Source organism: Faecalibacter macacae (genome assembly GCF_003687725.1).
GTDB classification, from domain to species: Bacteria; Bacteroidota; Bacteroidia; order Flavobacteriales; family Weeksellaceae; genus Empedobacter; species Empedobacter macacae.
The window spans coordinates 53,030-72,054 of sequence record NZ_RDOJ01000010.1 but is presented as its reverse complement, the minus strand read 5'-3'; the positions used below and the strand labels follow the sequence as shown (position 1 = coordinate 72,054).

Annotated in this window: 16 protein-coding genes; 13 read left to right on the top strand and 3 right to left on the bottom strand. The window is 32.1% G+C overall.

Features of this window, described 5'->3' with window-relative positions; all coding sequences use genetic code 11:
* Positions 1 to 64: 64 nt before the first annotated feature.
* The 7 genes from ccoG (at position 65) to EAH69_RS08560 (ending at position 11,336) form a co-directional block, all read left to right on the top strand.
* Complete coding sequence (gene ccoG / locus EAH69_RS08590) at positions 65 to 1,543, top strand: cytochrome c oxidase accessory protein CcoG (protein ID WP_121934788.1); 1,479 nt, start codon at positions 65 to 67, stop codon at positions 1,541 to 1,543.
* A 7-nt stretch (positions 1,544 to 1,550) separates the two neighbouring features.
* Positions 1,551 to 1,994, top strand: coding sequence for a FixH family protein (locus EAH69_RS08585; RefSeq protein ID WP_121934787.1), 444 nt, complete (start codon positions 1,551 to 1,553; stop codon positions 1,992 to 1,994).
* Positions 1,979 to 2,695, top strand: coding sequence for a sulfite exporter TauE/SafE family protein (locus EAH69_RS08580; protein ID WP_121934786.1), 717 nt, complete (start codon positions 1,979 to 1,981; stop codon positions 2,693 to 2,695). Before EAH69_RS08585 ends, EAH69_RS08580 begins: the two co-directional genes overlap by 16 nt.
* 97 nt (positions 2,696 to 2,792) lie before the next feature.
* Positions 2,793 to 3,374, top strand: a complete 582-nt coding sequence (gene ruvA, locus EAH69_RS08575; RefSeq protein WP_121934785.1) for a Holliday junction branch migration protein RuvA — start codon at positions 2,793 to 2,795, stop codon at positions 3,372 to 3,374.
* The gene (gene sov / locus EAH69_RS08570; RefSeq protein WP_121934784.1) at positions 3,374 to 10,570 is read left to right on the top strand and encodes a T9SS outer membrane translocon Sov/SprA; all 7,197 of its coding nucleotides are present in this window, start codon (positions 3,374 to 3,376) and stop codon (positions 10,568 to 10,570) included. The genes ruvA and sov overlap by 1 nt, the downstream gene beginning before the upstream one ends.
* A 21-nt stretch (positions 10,571 to 10,591) precedes the next feature.
* The gene (gene gcvH / locus EAH69_RS08565; protein ID WP_121934783.1) at positions 10,592 to 10,972 is read left to right on the top strand and encodes a glycine cleavage system protein GcvH; all 381 of its coding nucleotides are present in this window, start codon (positions 10,592 to 10,594) and stop codon (positions 10,970 to 10,972) included.
* The gene (locus EAH69_RS08560; RefSeq protein ID WP_262602208.1) at positions 10,965 to 11,336 is read left to right on the top strand and encodes a VanZ family protein; all 372 of its coding nucleotides are present in this window, start codon (positions 10,965 to 10,967) and stop codon (positions 11,334 to 11,336) included. Before gcvH ends, EAH69_RS08560 begins: the two co-directional genes overlap by 8 nt.
* A gap of 69 nt (positions 11,337 to 11,405) precedes the next feature.
* On the opposite strand, the gene nadE is transcribed toward EAH69_RS08560, so the two are convergent.
* Positions 11,406 to 12,200 (bottom strand): NAD(+) synthase, encoded by a 795-nt coding sequence (gene nadE / locus EAH69_RS08555; RefSeq protein WP_121934781.1) that lies wholly within the window; start codon positions 12,198 to 12,200, stop codon positions 11,406 to 11,408.
* A 111-nt stretch (positions 12,201 to 12,311) separates the two neighbouring features.
* On the opposite strand from nadE, the gene gldB reads away from it, so the two are divergent.
* From gldB to EAH69_RS08525, 5 genes are all read left to right on the top strand, one after another.
* Positions 12,312 to 13,364, top strand: a complete 1,053-nt coding sequence (gene gldB, locus EAH69_RS08550; RefSeq protein WP_121934780.1) for a gliding motility lipoprotein GldB — start codon at positions 12,312 to 12,314, stop codon at positions 13,362 to 13,364.
* A gap of 18 nt (positions 13,365 to 13,382) precedes the next feature.
* Positions 13,383 to 13,709, top strand: a complete 327-nt coding sequence (gene gldC, locus EAH69_RS08545; RefSeq protein WP_121934779.1) for a gliding motility protein GldC — start codon at positions 13,383 to 13,385, stop codon at positions 13,707 to 13,709.
* Between the two features lie 94 nt (positions 13,710 to 13,803).
* Positions 13,804 to 15,117: a TolC family protein gene (locus tag EAH69_RS08540; protein WP_121934778.1), complete on the top strand. Its 1,314-nt coding sequence runs from the start codon at positions 13,804 to 13,806 to the stop codon at positions 15,115 to 15,117.
* Between the two features lie 301 nt (positions 15,118 to 15,418).
* Entirely contained in the window at positions 15,419 to 16,093 is a 675-nt protein-coding gene (gene tsaB, locus EAH69_RS08530) for a tRNA (adenosine(37)-N6)-threonylcarbamoyltransferase complex dimerization subunit type 1 TsaB (protein ID WP_121934776.1), read from the top strand.
* A gap of 1 nt (position 16,094) precedes the next feature.
* Positions 16,095 to 16,484: a DUF423 domain-containing protein gene (locus EAH69_RS08525; protein ID WP_121934775.1), complete on the top strand. Its 390-nt coding sequence runs from the start codon at positions 16,095 to 16,097 to the stop codon at positions 16,482 to 16,484.
* Positions 16,485 to 16,554: 70 nt separating this feature from the next.
* On the opposite strand, the gene EAH69_RS08520 is transcribed toward EAH69_RS08525, so the two are convergent.
* Both EAH69_RS08520 and EAH69_RS08515 read right to left on the bottom strand, forming a co-directional pair.
* Positions 16,555 to 17,055, bottom strand: a complete 501-nt coding sequence (locus tag EAH69_RS08520) for a hypothetical protein (RefSeq protein WP_121934774.1) — start codon at positions 17,053 to 17,055, stop codon at positions 16,555 to 16,557.
* A 182-nt stretch (positions 17,056 to 17,237) separates the two neighbouring features.
* Positions 17,238 to 17,897, bottom strand: coding sequence for a YceI family protein (locus tag EAH69_RS08515; RefSeq protein WP_121934773.1), 660 nt, complete (start codon positions 17,895 to 17,897; stop codon positions 17,238 to 17,240).
* A gap of 141 nt (positions 17,898 to 18,038) precedes the next feature.
* Here EAH69_RS08515 and EAH69_RS08510 point away from each other — a divergent pair, with 141 nt between their 5' ends.
* Positions 18,039 to 19,025, top strand: a complete 987-nt coding sequence (locus EAH69_RS08510) for an ABC transporter ATP-binding protein (RefSeq protein ID WP_121934772.1) — start codon at positions 18,039 to 18,041, stop codon at positions 19,023 to 19,025.

Sequence of the window (19,025 nt, the reverse complement as noted above, 5' to 3'; positions counted from 1 at the left end):
GCTTATTTATAAGCTCTCTTTCTTTTTTTAATTGTAAATTTGTATAGATATAAATAGTTTCAAGATGAGTATTTCAAATTCAGATAATAAAGAAGAATTTAAATTAGACGAGCATTTTGACGAAGTAAGTCAGATGAACGAAGAAGTTCGTAATTCGATAGGTACAATGGAGAAGTCGGGTAAACGTAAATGGGTTTATCCAAAGAAGCCAAGTGGAAATTATACTACTAAACGGCAATATGTAAGCTATGTGTTATTAGCTATCTTATTCATTACTCCATTTATTACGTTACCGAACGGTAACCCTATTTTTAAATTTGATGTTATTAGTAGAGAATTTGTAATCTTAGGTTTTCCATTCTTTACATCCGATTTCTTTTTATTAGCAATTGGGATGATTACGACTATCATTTTCATTATTCTGTTTACAATGGCCTACGGACGTCTTTTCTGTGGTTGGATTTGTCCTCAGACAATCTTCTTGGAAATGGTTTTCCGTCGTATCGAATATGCTATTGAAGGTGATCGTGCAAAGCAAATGCGTTTAGATAAACAAGAATGGGACGAAGAAAAGATCAGAAAGAAACTTTTAAAATGGACTATTTTCGCAATTATATCATTCTTGATATCAAATGTGTTTTTAGCTTATATTGTAGGTAAAGAAGCATTAATTAATTTGATCTTAGATGGTCCTATAGAACAATTTAGTACATTCTTTGGTTTAATTTTCTTTACAGTATTGTTCTATTTTGTTTTTGCATGGTTCCGCGAACAAGCTTGTACATTAGTTTGTCCTTATGGACGTTTTCAAGGAGTTTTAATCGATTCTCAAACGATTAATGTTACTTATGATTTTAAACGTGGTGAAGGAACTTCAGGACGTTCAAAATATAAAAAGAACGAAGATCGTGCAGCAGCAGGAAAAGGAGATTGTATTGACTGTGGTCAATGTGTAGCTGTCTGTCCTACTGGTATCGATATCCGTGAAGGTATCCAATTAGAATGTGTTAACTGTACTGCATGTATTGATGCGTGTGACGAAGTAATGGATAAAATTGGTTTACCTACTGGATTAATTCGTTACGCTTCTGAAGATAATATCAAAAAAGGAGAAAAATTCAAATTTACAAAACGATTAGCTGCATATACAGTTGCATTAGTTTTATTAATTGGAGTAATGTCTGCATTCTTATTCAGTAGATCATTAGTTGAGTCTAAATATTTAAAAGTTCCAGGAACGAGTTACACAACTGAAGGAACTTATTATGTAAATCAATTAGAGTATACTTTGTATAATAAGACAAACGAAGATCAATTGGTAAAAATTCAATTATTATCTCACAAAAATTCTGTCGTAGAAATGTATGTTGGAGATAATAACTTACCTTTAAACAAAGGAGAAATTATTCAAGGGAAATTCTATCTTAAAATTCCACAAAGTGAAGTTAAATCTTACAAAGAATTAGTTGTAATCGGTTTAGTTGATCAGAATGGAAAAGTGATAGATAAGTACGAAACAAGTTTCTCTTCACCATATAAATAATAAAAGTATGAAATTAAATTGGGGTCATTATATAGCGATTGCCTTAGGATGTTTTATGATATTCATCTTAACATTATTGTTCTCTGCGAATGATTCTGGACACGCAATGGTTACGGAAGATTATTATGAAAAGGAATTGACTTTCCAAAATGAAATTGATGCTGAAAAAAGAGCAAATGCTCTTGCAGAAAAACCAGTTATTAATTCGCAAGCGAATGGTATGGTTTTAACTTTCCCAGTAGAAATAGTTCCTAACGAAGGAAGTTTATTTTTAATGAGAAATAATAATGAATTAGATGATATTCGTATGCCATTAAAATTAGATGGAAAAAACAAAATGTTAATACCGGCTAATAAATTAAAAGATGGAGAGTACGAATTATTCTTAAAGTGGAAAAACGAAAATAAAGAGTACTTGGTTAAAAAAACCGTACAGTGGATTTCACAATAATATTACTAGCATTAACAATAGGACTTACATCATCTCTACATTGCGTAGGGATGTGTGGTCCTATTGCTTTATCCCTAGGTTTGAATGCTGAAAATAAACTTAAATTTTCGCTAAGAAACCTTACTTATCAATTTGGTCGTATTACGACTTATACAATTTTAGGAGCTATATTAGGAGTAATTGGGCAATCGTTTTCTTTTGCTGGTCTACAAAATTATCTTAGTATTGCTATCGGAGTTATGATGATTATTCTTGTTATGATTCCAAAATTTTATGAAGAAGGAGCAACATCTCTAAAGCCAATCAATAAAATGATGGTGAAAGTAAAAATGATGTTGGGAAAATACTTGATTAAAAAAGATTCTTCATCATTATTTACCATCGGAATTTTGAATGGATTATTACCTTGTGGTTCAGTCTATGCAACTTTAACAGCAGCCATAGCAATGGGATCTATAGCGAAAAGTGCATCGTTTATGTTTTTCTTTGGTTTAGGAACATTACCCTTAATGTTTGCAACAGTGTTATTTGGTAATTTTTTATCAGTAAAACAAAGAGAAACCATTTTGAAAATACTTCCAATCGTTACTATAATATTAGGTGTATTATTTATTCTACGTGGGTTAGAATTAAATATTCCATTTATCTCACCCAATCCAGATGCGTTAAAATTAAATGGGATGGAAGATCATTCGATGTAATTTCTTAACAAATTTTAAAAAAGAGTTAATATCTTCAAATAAATTGTATTTTTGACATTGTTGTTTTACAACCTAACTAAGAATATACTACACTGAGATGATAACACAATTAAGAGGAAAATTAGTAGAAATATACCCTACTAGTGCTGTGATAGATTGTAATGGAGTTGGCTATTGGGTTAATATTTCATTAAACACATATTCTGCATTAGAGCACGAAGAATTAGTAACAATTTTTACTCACTTGATCGTAAGAGAAGATGCACATTTATTATATGGTTTTGCTACAAAATCAGAACGTGAAATCTTTCTAAAACTTATTAGCGTCAATGGAGTTGGTCCAGCATCTGGAATGATGATGATTTCTACCTTATCTACTCAAGAAATTGCAACTGCAATTGCTAATGATGACGCACGTATGCTTCAAAGCGTAAAAGGAATTGGAGCAAAAACTGCACAAAGAATCATAATTGATTTAAAGGATAAATTAGATCCTACAATCGTTCTAAATGTTAATTCAGGGCCAGACAAAAATAAATCTAAGAATGAAGCGTTATCTGCTTTAGAAGTTTTAGGAATTCCTAAAAAATCAGCAGAGAAAGTGATGGAAAAAATTCTTGCAACGAATCCAGAAGCTGATGTTGAATTCTTAGTTAAAGAAACCTTGAAGAAAATTTAATGAAATTAGATCGAAAGAGAAAGTCTAATATTAATCGTAAATCTACGATTGCTTCGTTGTGTCTGCTATTTGCCTTAGGAATGGCAAGTACAGCGCATGGGCAAGAAACAGAAAACGATACCATCAAATTTCCTATACGCAACCAAACCGGAGGATTATTTTTAGACAACCAAATTACTTATGATATCTCGTATGATCCAATTTTTATGCAATATACAATTGTACCAAAAATTGGAAATACACAAGCGGGTGATCCTATAATTTTATCTCGTAAAGAGTACTTAGAATTAGTGCAGAATGAGGATATGAAATCTTATTTCCAAACTAAATCTCGTACCAATGACCAATATTATCGTGAAGAAAGATTTGGTGACCAGGTAAAACAAAAAGAAGGAAGTATATTACCAAGTTTCAAAATTAAATCAAAAGCTTTTGAAACAATTTTCGGTGGATCAGAAATTAAACTGATTCCACAAGGTTATGCTAACTTAGATTTAGGAATCTACCTACAAAAAATTGATAATCCATTACTTTTACCACAAAACCGACAGACTTTAACAATGGATCTGCAACAACGTATGCAGTTAAGTGTTTTAGGAAAAGTTGGTGAAAACTTACAGTTAAAAGTAAACTACGATACACAAGCTGGTTTCGGTTTCGAAAATCAGATGAAACTACAATGGCGAAAAGCTTTAGGTAATAAATTAGATCCATTCGGTGGCGAAGATGATATTCTTCAAAACATCGAAGTCGGTAATATTAGTATGCCTTTAAGTACTTCATTAATTTCGGGTGCACAATCTCTTTTTGGGGTTCGTGCCGATATGCGTTTTGGTCGTACAAATGTTACTACAGTTTTTTCAGAACAGCGTTCAGAGGCTCGTAATATTAGTGTGCAAGGTGGAGGTGTGATGAGTACTTTCAAGATCGCAGCCGAAAATTACGAATATAACCGTCACTTTTTTATAGGTCATTACTTTAGAGATAAATACGACCGTGCTTTAGTAAACTATCCTACGATTAATAGTAAAATTAATATTACTCGTATGGAAGTTTGGAAAGTAGACCGTTCTGGAGGTAATCAAGAAAACCGTCGTTCTATTATCGCAGTTCGTGATATGGGAGATAACGGAAATGCTTATCCAGATGTTTCAAGTGATCAAACTTATAACACAGTTTCTAATATTCCAGATATTCGTAACCTAAGTACAGCAAGATCTGTCTTAAATGGTCTACCTGTCGGGAATGAAACATACCGTGATGGTGAACATTATTTAGTAAACGAAAATGTTAGAAAGTTAGATCCAAGCGAATATTCTTTCAATCCACAATTAGGATATATTACTTTAAATTCACCTTTAGTTGATGGTGAAGATTTATTAGCAATCTCTTTCCAATATACATTAAGCGACGATCCTACAAAGATTTATAAGGTAGGGGAAATGTCGGATGAGTTTGATAAAACGTTAATAACGAAATTAATCAAACCAAATTCAGCAGTAAATCTTGCATCGCCGATGTGGGATTTAATGATGAAAAATATTTATTCGTTAAATGCATACGGATTAGATTCTCAGGATTTCACGATGAATGTAACATTCAAAGATAATTCTGAAAATTCGTCAGGTACAATTAACTATTTACCAAATACAGTTACGAATAATGCACCATTAATTCAGGTCTTAAACATGGACCGTCTAAATCAAAATGGGCAACCAAGTGCTGATCCAAATGGAGCTGTTGGAGATGGAATGTTCGATTTCCTTCCTGGATTAACAGTAGATCAACAGCGTGGATCTATTATTTTTACTTCTGTTGAGCCATTTGGTTCATACTTAAACAGAAAGTTAGAGGGTCAAAATCCTGATTTAGTTTTCAACGAAATCTATACAAAACTTCCGAATGTTTTAACGGCTGAAAAATTAGCAAATCGTTACCATTTAGAAGGTCGCTATAAAGGAACTGTTGGAGATGGAATTCCGTTAGGAGCATTTAACGTGCCACAAGGTTCGGTTAAAGTTACTGCAAACGGAGTTACTTTGATGGAAGGAGTAGACTATACGGTAGATTACCAATTGGGACGTGTAAAAATCTTGAATGAACAGTTAAAAAATTCAGGAGCAGCAATCAACATTAGTTTAGAGAATCAGTCAACATTCAACTTACAGAAAAAACGTTTCATGGGAGTTAATGTAGAACATCACTTCTCTGATAAATGGATTTTGGGAGGTACGGTAATTAATTACCAAGAAAGACCAATTACTCAAAAAACACAGTTTGGTGCTGAACCTGTAAACAATACAATCTTTGGATTAAATACGCAATATACTTCTGAATCAGAATTTTTAACGCGTTTAACAAATAAAATTCCAGGTGTAAAAACGGATGCAGTTTCTAACATCAACTTCCAAGCGGAAGGAGCATATTTAATGCCAGGAATCAATAAAGCTACTAATGGATATTCTTATATTGATGATTTTGAGGAAGCTCAATCTCGTATCAGTTTATTAGATGTTTCATCTTGGAAATTTGGATCAACTCCAGGTCGTCCTGCGGGTTACGATGACCAAAGTTTCCACCCTTATTTCCCACACGGAACAGCAGATAATAGTCTTACTTACAACAACGGACGTCGTATGATGTCTTGGTATTCTATTGATCCACGATTCTATGGATTAGGAGGTAGTTCTCCTGTATCTGATGCAGCAATATCAAACCATAAATCTCGTCGTATTTTATTACGAGAACTTTATGATCAGCGTGATGTTTTAGCAGGAACTAATTCGTATATCAATACAATGGATGTAACCTTCTTCCCAGATGAAAGAGGTGCTTATAACGTAAATCCAAATGCAAATGATACACAAGGATGGGCAGCAATGACTCGTCCAATTAACGTATCTAACTTCCGTGATTCAAATGTAGAGTATATCGAATTTTGGATGATGGATCCATATGCTGATGGCGATGGTGGTGAAGGTGAATTATTAATTCATTTAGGTAACGTTTCTGAAGATATCCTGAAAGATGGCGAAATGTCTTATGAAAATGGTTTACCACACTCTGGTCTTCAGGCACAAACAACGGAAACAAATTGGGGAAAACAACCTTCAATTAATCCGGTTTTATATGCTTTTGATACAGAAGGAGCACAACGTAAGGAGCAAGATTTAGGTTTTAATGGTTTAACTGATATTGAAGAAGAACAGAAATACGGAATTACATCTAACAATGCTGTAACTGGTGAATTAGACCCAGCAAACGATAACTATTTATTTTATTTAGACGATCGTTTTTCAAATCATACATTTGGTCAAACTGTACCAGGACGTTACCGTTATTTCAGAAATCCACAAGGAAACAGTTCAACAGACGATCCATTGGCGGCGTCAAGTTTAATTCCAGATGTAGAAGATATTAATGGTGATTACAATTTGGATCAAACTGAAAATTATAATCAGTATACCTTAAAAATTTCTCGTCAAGATTTAGAGGATACAGAAAATAAACACATTGTTGCGCGTAAAACGGTAGATGTAGAGTTTGCTAATGGGAATAATTCAACAGTTAAATGGTACCAAGTTCGTATTCCTGTTGATGGGTTCGATTTAGATATTAACCGTGATGGTGTTGATGAAGTAAACATAACACAAGCAGAAAGTGTTTTATCTGCAGCACGTTTTATGCGTGTAGTGATGCGTGGATTTGAAGAGCAAACAACATTACGTTTAGGATCTTTTGATTTAGTTCGTTCAGAATGGAGAAGATATCCTAAAAATGTTTTCCCATTTGTAGGGGCAGGAAATCAGGAAGGATCTGAAGAAGACCAAAATATTGGTGATTTAGAAGTTGGTGAAGTTAGTATTGAACAAAATTCTACTAACCGTCCACCTTATAAAATTCCACCAGGTGTTTACCGTGAGCAAACACAAGGTGCAACAGGTTACCAAAGTCAGAACGAAGCTTCAATGACGTTAAAAGCTAAATTCAAACCAGGAAGTACTTCTAAAGCGATTTTCAAAAACGTAAACTTAGATTTACGTCGTTATAAAAAATTAGAAATGTTTGTCTCTGCACAAGATTTAATTAATCGTGCAAATGCAAACTTAGATCCAGATACAAAATTATTTATTCGTGTTGGTAGTGATTATACAGATAACTACTACGAGTACGAAATGCCATTAAAATACACTCCAGTAACAGCAGTTTCTGAAGGTGAAATTTGGCCAGCAGATAATAAAATCGAATTAAATACAGACTTTTTTACAGATGCTAAAAAATTAAGAGATACAGATAACTTTAGTACAAGAGATCGTTTCCCTTATATTTTAGATGAGGCTAATCCGCATAAAGCAGTTTACGTAAAAGGTCGTCCAACGTTAGGAAATGTTTCGTCATTAATGATTGGGGTTCGTACAACAGGTGGATCTTCTGATAAAGAAGTTTTACTTTGGGTGAACGAATTACGTTTAAGCGAAATTGATAATGAAGGCGGATACGCAGGAGCAGCAAATCTTCAGTTTAATTTAGGAGATTTTGCAAATGTTCAATTATCAGGTAGTACAAGTTCTGTAGGTTTTGGTGCAATAGATCAAGGTCCATCAAACCGTAACCAAGATGAAACTGTAGAGTATTCTGTTAATGCAGATGTGAAATTAGATAAATTTTTACCTAAGAAATGGGGAGTAGAAATTCCGTTTAATTTTACAATGCAAGAGCGTTTTGTAGATCCAAAATATAATCCGTTAGATAACGATATTGAGTTTGAAGAAGCTCCGAATAAAGAAGAATTAAAAGAAATTGTACGCACATATTCTCAGTACAAAAGTTTTGCGTTCAATAATATTCGTAAGATTAGAGCTCCTAAGAAAACACCAAGATTCTATGATGTTTCTAACTTTACGTTATCGATGATGTATGCAAATAATTACTTCCGTGATATTTATACAGAATACATGGTAGATCAGCAATTACGTGCATCATTAAACTATAATTATACATTTAAAAATAAGCCATACGAGCCCTTTAAGAAATGGAAAGCAGCTCAGCCGGCACAACCATCGAGTAAATATTTAGGATTTATTAAAGAATTTAATATTAACCCGATTCCGACAAGATTCTCTTTCAGAACAGAGATTGCTCGTACATATAGCGAAAGACAATACCGCGATTTAAATCAATATTTAGGTGGCTCTTCAGCTTATATGGCGCCATTTTTCAGCAACAATTTCTTGTTCTCTTGGCAGTATAATTTAGGTTTCGATTTAACGAAATCATTACGTTTAGATATTACTTCGTCTACAACTACGTTAAATGATGGAGCAATGTTCTATAAGGCTGATCAGGATTTAATTTGGCAAAATCTTTTCGAGATTGGTCGTCCAGTAAATTACGATCAACGTGTACAGGCAAACTATAAATTACCATTAAAATTCTTCCCTTATTTAAATTGGATGAATATGGAGGTTGGTTATAGTGCAAACTACAACTGGCAAGCAAATTCGTTAGCGACACGTACTTATCAAGAACAAGACGAGAACGGAAATGTAATTAAAACACATCATTTAGGAGATGGATTTGCACAAAATTCTAATTCAATTAGTTTAATTGGAGATATGGATTTTACACGTTTCTATCCTGAATTTAAAGGTTACAAAAAATTTGATTCAGTTTTAAAAGGTCGTCGTCAAGAGATAGATTCTTTAAACAATGCTTACGCAGAATTAGCTTCGAAAAAGAATAAACGTCGTACGAAAAACGATTACAAATTCAAGCACAAATTCAAGGCGAAAGATTACGGTTGGATGGTTTTATCATCATTAAAACGAATCAACTTTAATTATAATCAAACAAATGGAGCTGTAATTCCAGGATTATTTTCAGAACCAGGATTCTTTGGTACAAATAGCCAAGGAGCGCCAAGTTTAGGATTTATTTACGGAACACAATTCGATATAAAACGTGAATTAGTTGAAAAAGGATTAATCTCGGATAGTGAATTAATGACTGATCCATACCAAATCAACAAAGGAGTTAACTTTAATGCAAATGCATTGATTGAGCCAATTCCAAATTTACGTATAGATTTGAATGCGAAGTACACAGAAGATAAACGTAAATTCCACACAGGGTTTAATACATACGAGTGGATTGAAGATCCATTAACTGGTGAATTAACGCGTGGGCAATATCGTCCAAATCCATACATTGATCAATTAGGTAACTTAAATGTTTCTAACATCAATTTAGCAACAGCTTTCTCTGATAAAGATCAAATCTTTACACAGTTTATTCAAAATGCTCGAGTTATTTCTCAGCGTTTAGGAGGTCAGTTAGCAGGACAAGGCGATTTTGCAGATGGTTATAGTATTACAAATCCAGATGTAGCTTTACCAGCCTTTGTTTCGGCAGTAGAAGGTAAAGATGCAAGTGGTTCTAAATTGGGTTATAAAAAGAATATTCCATTACCAAACTGGCGTATAGCTTATACAGGTTTAAAGAATATTCCAATCGTAAATCGATATGCAGAGCAGATTGAAATTTCACATGCTTATAACTCAAGTTACACGGTAAGTAATATTCAATCAAACCCGAATTACTACTTAACAGGTGATGGTTCTTCAACAGGAAAAGATATTTCTGGTAACTATTACACGAAGAATTTATTTGGAACTGTTACAATGATTGAATCTTTTTCACCATTAATCGGTGCAGATGTAACATTCAGAAATAGCATGCAAGTTCGTGCGCAATACAACAGAGATCGTATGTTATCTTTAAGTTTAAGTAACTACACAATTTCTGAAGATTACGGTAGCGAATATATTGTTGGTTTCGGTTATATCTTTAAAGATTTTAAAGTTAAATTACGTTACCAAGGTCGTCAAAAGACTGTGAAAGGTGACTTAAATATTCGTGGAGATTTTTCTTTACGTGATAATGAAACAAGAATTCGTCGATACGGTGAAATGTTCTCATCAGGAACTGTAGGATCTACAATTATGGAAGATTATTCGCAAATTACTGGTGGACAAAGAATCATGTCATTTAAATTATCGGCAGATTATAATATTAGCCAAAATCTTAATTTGAGATTTTACTGGGATCAAATGTTGAGTGAATATAAAATATCAACAGCATACCCAATTTCTCAGATTCGTGCCGGATTTAGTGCTACCTTTACATTCGGAAATTAATAAAACAATAAACAGACAATTATGAGCATTCCAAACAATTTAAAGTACAGTAAAGATCACGAGTGGGTTTCAGTAGAAGGTGATATCGCAACTATCGGAATTACTGCTTTTGCACAAGGAGAATTAGGAGACATCGTTTATGTTGATGTTGAAACAGAAGGAGAAACTTTAGGTCAAGAAGAAGTTTTTGGAACAGTTGAGGCTGTTAAAACTGTATCTGATTTATTTATGCCAGTTGCTGGAGAGATTATCGAATTCAATACTGAATTAGAGTCTCAACCAGAATTAATCAATACTGATCCTTACGGAGCTGGATGGATTATCAAAGTAAAATTAGAGAACGCATCAGAAGTTGAAGCTTTATTAGATGCTGCTGCTTACGGTGATTTAATCGGTGCATAAGATTTTTAAACAAATTATCTTTTATAGTTATTTGGCGTTAGTGTTTTATTTAACACTAATGCCAGGTAACAAATTAAAGTCTATAGATAAAGCCGGTTTTAGTGATTTTTTGAATTTTGAAAATTCGGATAAATTAGTACACGGTTTTATGTTTTTTGGGTTGGCATTTTTATTTCAATTTTTAAAAGAACATAGACTTTTAAAATCAATACTTGTTCCTTTTTTAATCAGTTTTTTAATTGAAATTTTACAAGGAATTATGCCATACGGTAGAACATTTGATTGGTTTGATTTATTAGCAAATACAATCGGAATTTTATTGGCAGTTGGATTAATACAATCCATAAAAAAAGCGAAGAACTAAACTCTTCGCTTTTTTTATGTTTTATAATCTATCATTTAAATTTTGAGAAATTCTGAATGTCAAAATATTTTATTTCATCAATTCATCTGGAATATCACACACTGGGATTGGAACCATTTTATGCTGATTGATTCTATTTAATCGCGAATAGATTTCGAAAACTTCTTTTTGACGTCCTTCAAAATCATCTGCAAAATGACCTTCTTCTTTCATAATCATTGCCCATTCTAATTCATCATAAGAAGCTCCTAATTGATCTTCATCCGAACGATCATCACCAAATAAACCATCAGTTGGCTTTGCTTTTTGTATTTCTGTATTGATACCTAAATGTCCAGCAATTTTATAAACTTCAGATTTCATTAAATCTGCAATTGGGCTTAAATCTACTCCACCATCACCATACTTAGTATAAAATCCTACACCAAAATCTTCCACTTTATTTCCTGTACCGGCAACTAAATAATTATGTAAACCTGCAAAATAATACAAGGTAGTCATGCGTAATCTTGCTCTTGTATTTGCTAAAGCCAAATTAACTTTGTCTGTATTTTCCGTTTGTGGTAAAGCAGCAACCATAGAATCAAACGTATCAGTTAATTCAACTTCGATAGATTCTATTGATGTATTAAAATTTTCTTTTAACCATTCGATGTGTTTTTTTGCACGATCTGCCTGATTTTTTTCTTGATGAATAGGCATTTCTAAGTTTAATAACGGATAACCTGTCATTGCACATAAAGTAGAGGTTACCGCAGAGTCGATTCCACCAGAGATTCCGATAACGAAACCTTTTTGATGTGATGTTTCAAGATAATCCTTTAACCAAGAAACAATATGTTGAATTACTTTTTCAGTTTGCATTGGAATAATGTTTATTACTCAAATATAAGAATTGATAAGCGTAATCCGAGAGAATTAAGATTAGATTTAAGGATTAATTGTTATTTTTGTTTGCTAAATAAGAAACACACGATGAAGACATTTTATAGCATTGCAATAGTTTTGATATTGATGCTAAGTTCTTGTAAAAAGGAACGTACTTGGGAAGTAGACGCTTCTGGAGTTAAGGTAGATTTGGTAATCCACGATATTAGTAAACGTTTTTTTAATGATAGTATTCCGTTAGATAAGTTAAAGAAAGATTATCCATTCTTTTTTGACAACTCATCTGATAGTATTTGGAGTGCACAAAGAAAAGATCCTTTTGAAGTTAATATATATAACGAATCGGTAAAGCAATTTGGTGATTTTGAGAAATTAAATCAAGAATTGATTCCAGTTTTTCAGAAGTATAAACATTATTTTCCTGAATATGAAACGCCAAAAGTTTTCACTTATTCATCAGGTTTACAAAGTTTAGATTATCCAGTTATTTATAGCGCTCAAGATAAATTGATGTTTATTGCAATGGACGGATTTTTAGGAGAGAAACATAAATTATACGACAGTATGCGAGTAGAGCAATATTTACGTCGTAATATGTATGCAGAGCGTGTTCCATCTGCAGTTGTTGGGGCAATTGCAGAAAATATTGTAACTTATTCTCCAAGACAACAAAAATTTATTGATGTTATTCTTTACGAAGGTAAAAAGTTAATGTTACAAGATATTTTGTTAACTGATACACCAGATGAATACAAAATTGGATATACGCCACAACAAATGGCTTGGGCAGTATCTAACGAAGGTAATATCTGGAATTATTTTGTAGAACAGAATTATGTTTTTAGTGACGATCGTACGTTAGAAAAGAGATTTATTAACGTTGCTCCTTTTTCTAAATTTAATAATGAAATTGAGCAAAATTCTCCAGGTCGAATTGGAGCATGGATCGGATGGCAAATTATTCGTAAATATTTACAAGAAAATCCTGAGGTTAAATTACAAGATTTATTGTTGGATATGGATAGTCAAAAAATCTTACAAGCGTCGAAGTACAAACCAGAAATTGATGGTGCTTCAACAACAAAATATAATACAAAGAAAAAAGAAGGTGTAGACGAATTATATCACTACGCTGAATAAATTATAATAGTATAGATTATGAGAAAAACAAATATTTCAGTAGAGATTGAATTAGATGAGAATCACGTACCAGAAACAATGAGCTGGAATGCTCCTGATGGAGGTGTGAACAACGAAACTACTAAAGCAATGTTATTATCTGTATGGGATGACAAAGCGAAAGAAGCTTTACGTATTGATTTATGGACTAAAGAAATGACTCAGGATGATATGAAACGTTTCTTTCATCAAATTTTTATCTCTATGGCATCATCTTACCAAAGAGCAACTGATGAGGAAGATGTAGCACAAAAAATTGCTGAGTTTGCAGAGGAATTTGCTTACGCATCTAAAATCAAAGGATAAGAAATAAAATTCTTTTAAAATTTAAAGTCGAATTTCGTAACAAATGTGTTAGAAGTTCGACTTATTTTTTACATTTAGATTATTAAACAGATTTATGAAGAAAATTATTCTTTCCATCGCATTATTATCAAGTTCATTTTTATTTGCCCAAAACAATTGGACAATTGAGCAATGTATAGAATATGCGGCAAAGAATAATTTGACGATTCAAAATAATCAATTAAATGAAAAGTTAGCTGGTCAGAATCTTGAACAGGCTAATAATAATTGGTTACCAACAGTAACTGGTTATTTAGATAATAATTTTACAATAGGATCTTATCATCCTGTGATTGATAAAGGATATTATCAATTTTCAAATGCTTTTGGTGTTCAGTCGCAAGTTAATTTATACAGTGGCGGAATTATAAAGAAGCAAAAAGAAAAGGCTGCAATTGACTTAGAAGCTGCTTCAATTCAAACTTTAACTACGTTAAACGATATTTCTTTACAAGTTGCAAATTACTATTTAGCGGTTTTACTAAACCGTGAATTGAAAACAGTTGCTGAAGGAAATTTAGATATTTCGCGCCAGTTACAAAAACAGGCGAAAATAAAATTTGATGTTGGTAAAATTGCAAAGGCAGAATTGGTACAAGCAGAAGCCGAAGTTGCTGCTAATGTAAGAAGCGTAACCGATGCACAAATAGAGATAGATCGTGCATTGTTTAATTTAGCAATGTTATTGCAATTACAAGATTACAGAGATTTTAATGTAGAAAATGTAACCTTACCAAACTCAATTCAGAATGAATTATATAATTTAGAAGAGGTACTTCAAACAGCTTATGAATCTCAGCCTGCGGTTAAATTAGCTGAGAAAAATATTGAATCAGCTAAAAAAGCAACCGAAATCTCTGAAACTTACCTAAAACCTCGTGTTACAGGAAATTATAGTTTAGGAACTAATTACATGGATTATTTTAATAAAGGTCTTAATCAGCAAGCGTGGTTAAGCCAATGGAGAGAAAATGTAGTTAATGTAATTGGAGTTGGAGTTTCATTTCCGATTTGGAATCAATATTCAAATAGAATCAATATTCAGAAATCATTAATCAACGAAGATATTGCTCAGAATACTTTACAGCGAGAAAAGCAAACCGTTTTGCAAAATGTACAATCTGCGTATTTTGAAGTTAATTCTTCTTTTGCATCATTTGAATCTGCTCGTGAAGCAGTTCGTTATGCCGAAATTTCTTTCGATTTTGCTGATAAGTCGTACAAAGCAGGTGTTATTAACTTGTATGATTTTAATCGATCAAGAAATGATTTAATGGTTGCTAAATCACAAATGCTACAAGCAAAATATAATTATATCTTTAAACAAAAAGTATTGGATTTCTACGCAGGAAAACCAATTACATTGTAATAATAATTTAACATTAAATATGAAATATCTATCACTTATTTTAGGAATCTTATTCCTAATTAGTTTTGGTTATACATTTTTTGAAAATTCTGAAACAAAAGAATTTTTGTCGTTTACTGTTGATATTTGGATGTATCAACTAATTTATTTTTTAATAGCGATAAGTCAATTTTACTTTTTTTATAAGAGAAGTAATGAGCAAAAAAAAAATATTGAAATCTAATTATATTTAATACTTTTTTGATACTAAGTCTTTCATAATTCAGAAAAGACATCAAATATTTTGAATTATCTTTGTGGCATGGCAACGATTTTAAATTTAGAAACTTCAACAAAAAATTGTTCAGTTTCGATTGCTAAAGATGATGAGCTTCTTTGTTTAGTAGAAGAGGCGGATGAGGGTTATGCACATGGTGAAAAATTGCATCAATTTATTGATTGGTGTGCCGAAGGTGCTGGTGTTAGTTTAAAAGATTTAGACGCAATTTGTGTATCTAAAGGACCTGGTTCATATACCGGATTACGTATTGGTGTTTCTTCTGCAAAAGGATTAGCATACGGATTAGATATCAAATTACTATCTATAAATTCATTAGATATTTTAGTACAATCGCAAATTAATCAAGGATATGATTTAATTATTCCGATGATTGATGCACGTCGTATGGAAGTGTATACAGCGTTGTATGATGGTGAAGGAAATCCTTTAACAGAAACAGAAGCAAAGGTGATTGATGAAACTTCTTTTGAAGATTTAAAAGGAAAGAAAATTGTTTTTGTAGGTGATGGTGCAGAAAAATGTAAAGAAGTTTTAGCACATTTGGATGCGACTTTTGTTCAGATTTTTCCATCAGCAAAATATATGGGACAAGTAGCGAATACAAAATTTAATACGAATGATTTTGAAGATGTCGCTTACTTTGAACCTTTTTACCTGAAAAATTTTATTGCTTTAAAAAAGAAAACAGATAAATAGAATGAAAAATATAGTTTTAACAATTGCTGCATTCTACGGAATGACTGCGGTTATTTTAGGTGCTTTTGGTGCACACGCTTTCAAAAAGATTTTACATGTAGATAAATTAGCAAGTTTTGAAGTTGGTGTTCGTTACCAAATGTATCATGCAATTGCTTTATTAGCTATCGGATTCTTTTTAAATTTTAATACAGGAATCGAGCGTTCAGCAGCATGGTGTATAATTGCCGGAACTTTCATTTTTTCTGTAAGTATTTACTTTTTGTCGTTTGCAGATTACTGGGGAGCTAACTTAAAATTCTTAGGCCCAATTACGCCATTAGGAGGTTTATTGATGGTTGCAGGATGGGGAATGTTAGTTTACCATTTTTCTAAAATGAAATTCAGTTAAGAATTCAATTTTAATAGATATAAAAAAAGCTCGATTCAATGAATCGAGCTTTTTATTTGTTCTATGATGATTAATCGTAATCTTCTTCTTTAAATTCAAATTCTTCGAAAGTACAATTAATTTCAAACGGAATATCATCAGAAGTTTCTTCAGTAAAATCTTGAACTTGTCCCTTCCAATTAAGAGATAAAACACCTTTTTCGTTGATAGAAAAAGTTAATTTATTACCTACAACTTCGTAATCTTCTTCAGATACATTAAGACTAGTGTAGTAAACTTCGTGTAATTCCCCATCTTCGTCTTCCTCTTCAGCAAATCCGTAAGGAATTTCGATAGTTTTACCGTTTAATTCTTCTGCAGATTCAACATCTAAAGGAAAGTCATCAATAAATAAAGATAACTGAGGGAACTCATTTTGTATTGAATCGTCTTCAACATGCTCTAATTCATCTGTTGAATGGATTTCAATTAAAAGTACTTGCTTATCTCCTTGATAAACGACCTTACAAAGGCTTTTTTCGATTTTGTAATTAAATGTTTCTTCTGGATGGAAGAATTTAATTGTTTTCATTGGTTTATTTCTGTAAATAATTTTATACTACGAATATAATTAAGATGAATTAAATTTCATAAAAAAATTATCAACTAATTTAGATTTTAATTAATTGACTATTAATTCTTGAAATAAAAAAAAGCTACCTCTTTGTAGAAGTAGCTTTTATATTAAGATATAATTTATTTTTTTAAAACAAATTATTGAGCTTTTGCAGTTAAATCAACTTGTAATAAAACTTCATCTTTGATGATAGATCCACCACCACCAGCGAAAGTGATTCCGAAATCTTTACGGTTGATACCAAATTCTTCAGATTTTACTGTAACTACATTACCTTCTACAGTAACGTTTGCTTTAAAAGTTACGTTTTTAGGAGTTCCACGGAATTCGAAGTTTCCAGAAATTTCTGAATTGTAATCTCCTCCTTCAATTGCTTTAACACCTGTAATTTCAAAAGAAGCAGTTGGGTATTTTTCAACATCTAAGAAATCAGCAGCTTTTAAGTGACCGTCTAATTTTGCTTTAGTTTCAGGATCTGAGTCTAAATCTTTAGATTCGAAAGTTGTAAAATCAGCAACAAATTTACCTGATTCTAATACTCCATTATTTACAGTAGCTGTACCTTCTTTTAATTTAACAATTCCCCAGTGTCCTTCTTCTGGTTTGTTGATATCGTCAAATGTTTTTCCACCTTTCCAGTTAACTGTAGATGTTGAGTCTGCAATGTAAGTTACAGCTCCTTCAGAAGCAGTAGCAGATTCTTGAGCTTCAGTAGCATTTACAGTTTCAGTATTTCCTCCACAAGAAGTTAACGCAACTGCAGAAATCATCGCAAGGCTTAAAAATAATTTTTTCATATGTCTTTAATTTATTTGAAAACGAAATTATAAGTTTTGATTGGTCTTTACATTGATGTATATCAATACTAATTATAAATTTTTTGTTAAATTTAATAAATCTAAATTAATTCATCAAATTTGTACAATAAATAGGACCTAATGTTATCAATCCAAAACCTAGATTTTAGCTATAATTCAGCCCAACAAAAAGCCATTGATTCTATTTCTTTTGATGTAAATAAAGGAGAAGTAATAAGTATTATTGGAGAAAGTGGAAGTGGAAAATCAACACTTTTACGATTAATATACGGTTTAGAAGATTTTACACAAGGAGAAATTTCTTGGAATGATGTAAAACTAAAAGGACCAGCTTTTAATATTTTGCCAGGTCATAAAATGATGAAACACGTGGCGCAAGATTATGAATTGTTAGATTTTGTAACGGTAGGCGAAAACGTGGGTAAATTTTTAAGCAATTTTGATTTAGATCATAAACAAAAACAAATAGACGAAGCATTACGCGTCGTTGAGATGCTTGATTTAAAGGATCAGTTTCCTAATAAATTAAGTGGAGGTCAGCGTCAGCGAGTTTCTATTGCAAGAGCTTTGGCTCAGAAACCAGAAGTATTATTGTTAGATGAACCTTTTTCAAACTTAGATCAATCATTAAAGTTAACAATCAGAGAAAAGTTAATAGATTGGTGTAAAGCAAATCAAATTACTGTGATTTTTACAACTCACGATTTGCAAGATGCCTTTTACACATCAGATCGTATTTTAGTCTTACAAAAAGGTAGAAAATTGCAATACGACGAGGTAGAAAAGGTTCGTGAAAAACCATATAATAGTTACGTAGCAAAGTTATTTGGTTACGTTAATTTGTTAGATGTTGGTAAATATAATAAGCTAAAATTAAGCGATATTGATATGTTTAATTATTATCAATTAGTTTATCCAGATGAAGTTTGGATACATGTTGATGGTGATTATTACGGAGAAGTTATCGATTCTAAATTTCAAGGTAGAGATTACTTAATTCGTTTCAAGCATGATGAATCTAATTTTGTTGCTTATTTTCCATTTATCTTGAATAAAGGTGCGAAAATTAAATTTTCTATACCAAATAACAGAATTGTAAAAGCATAA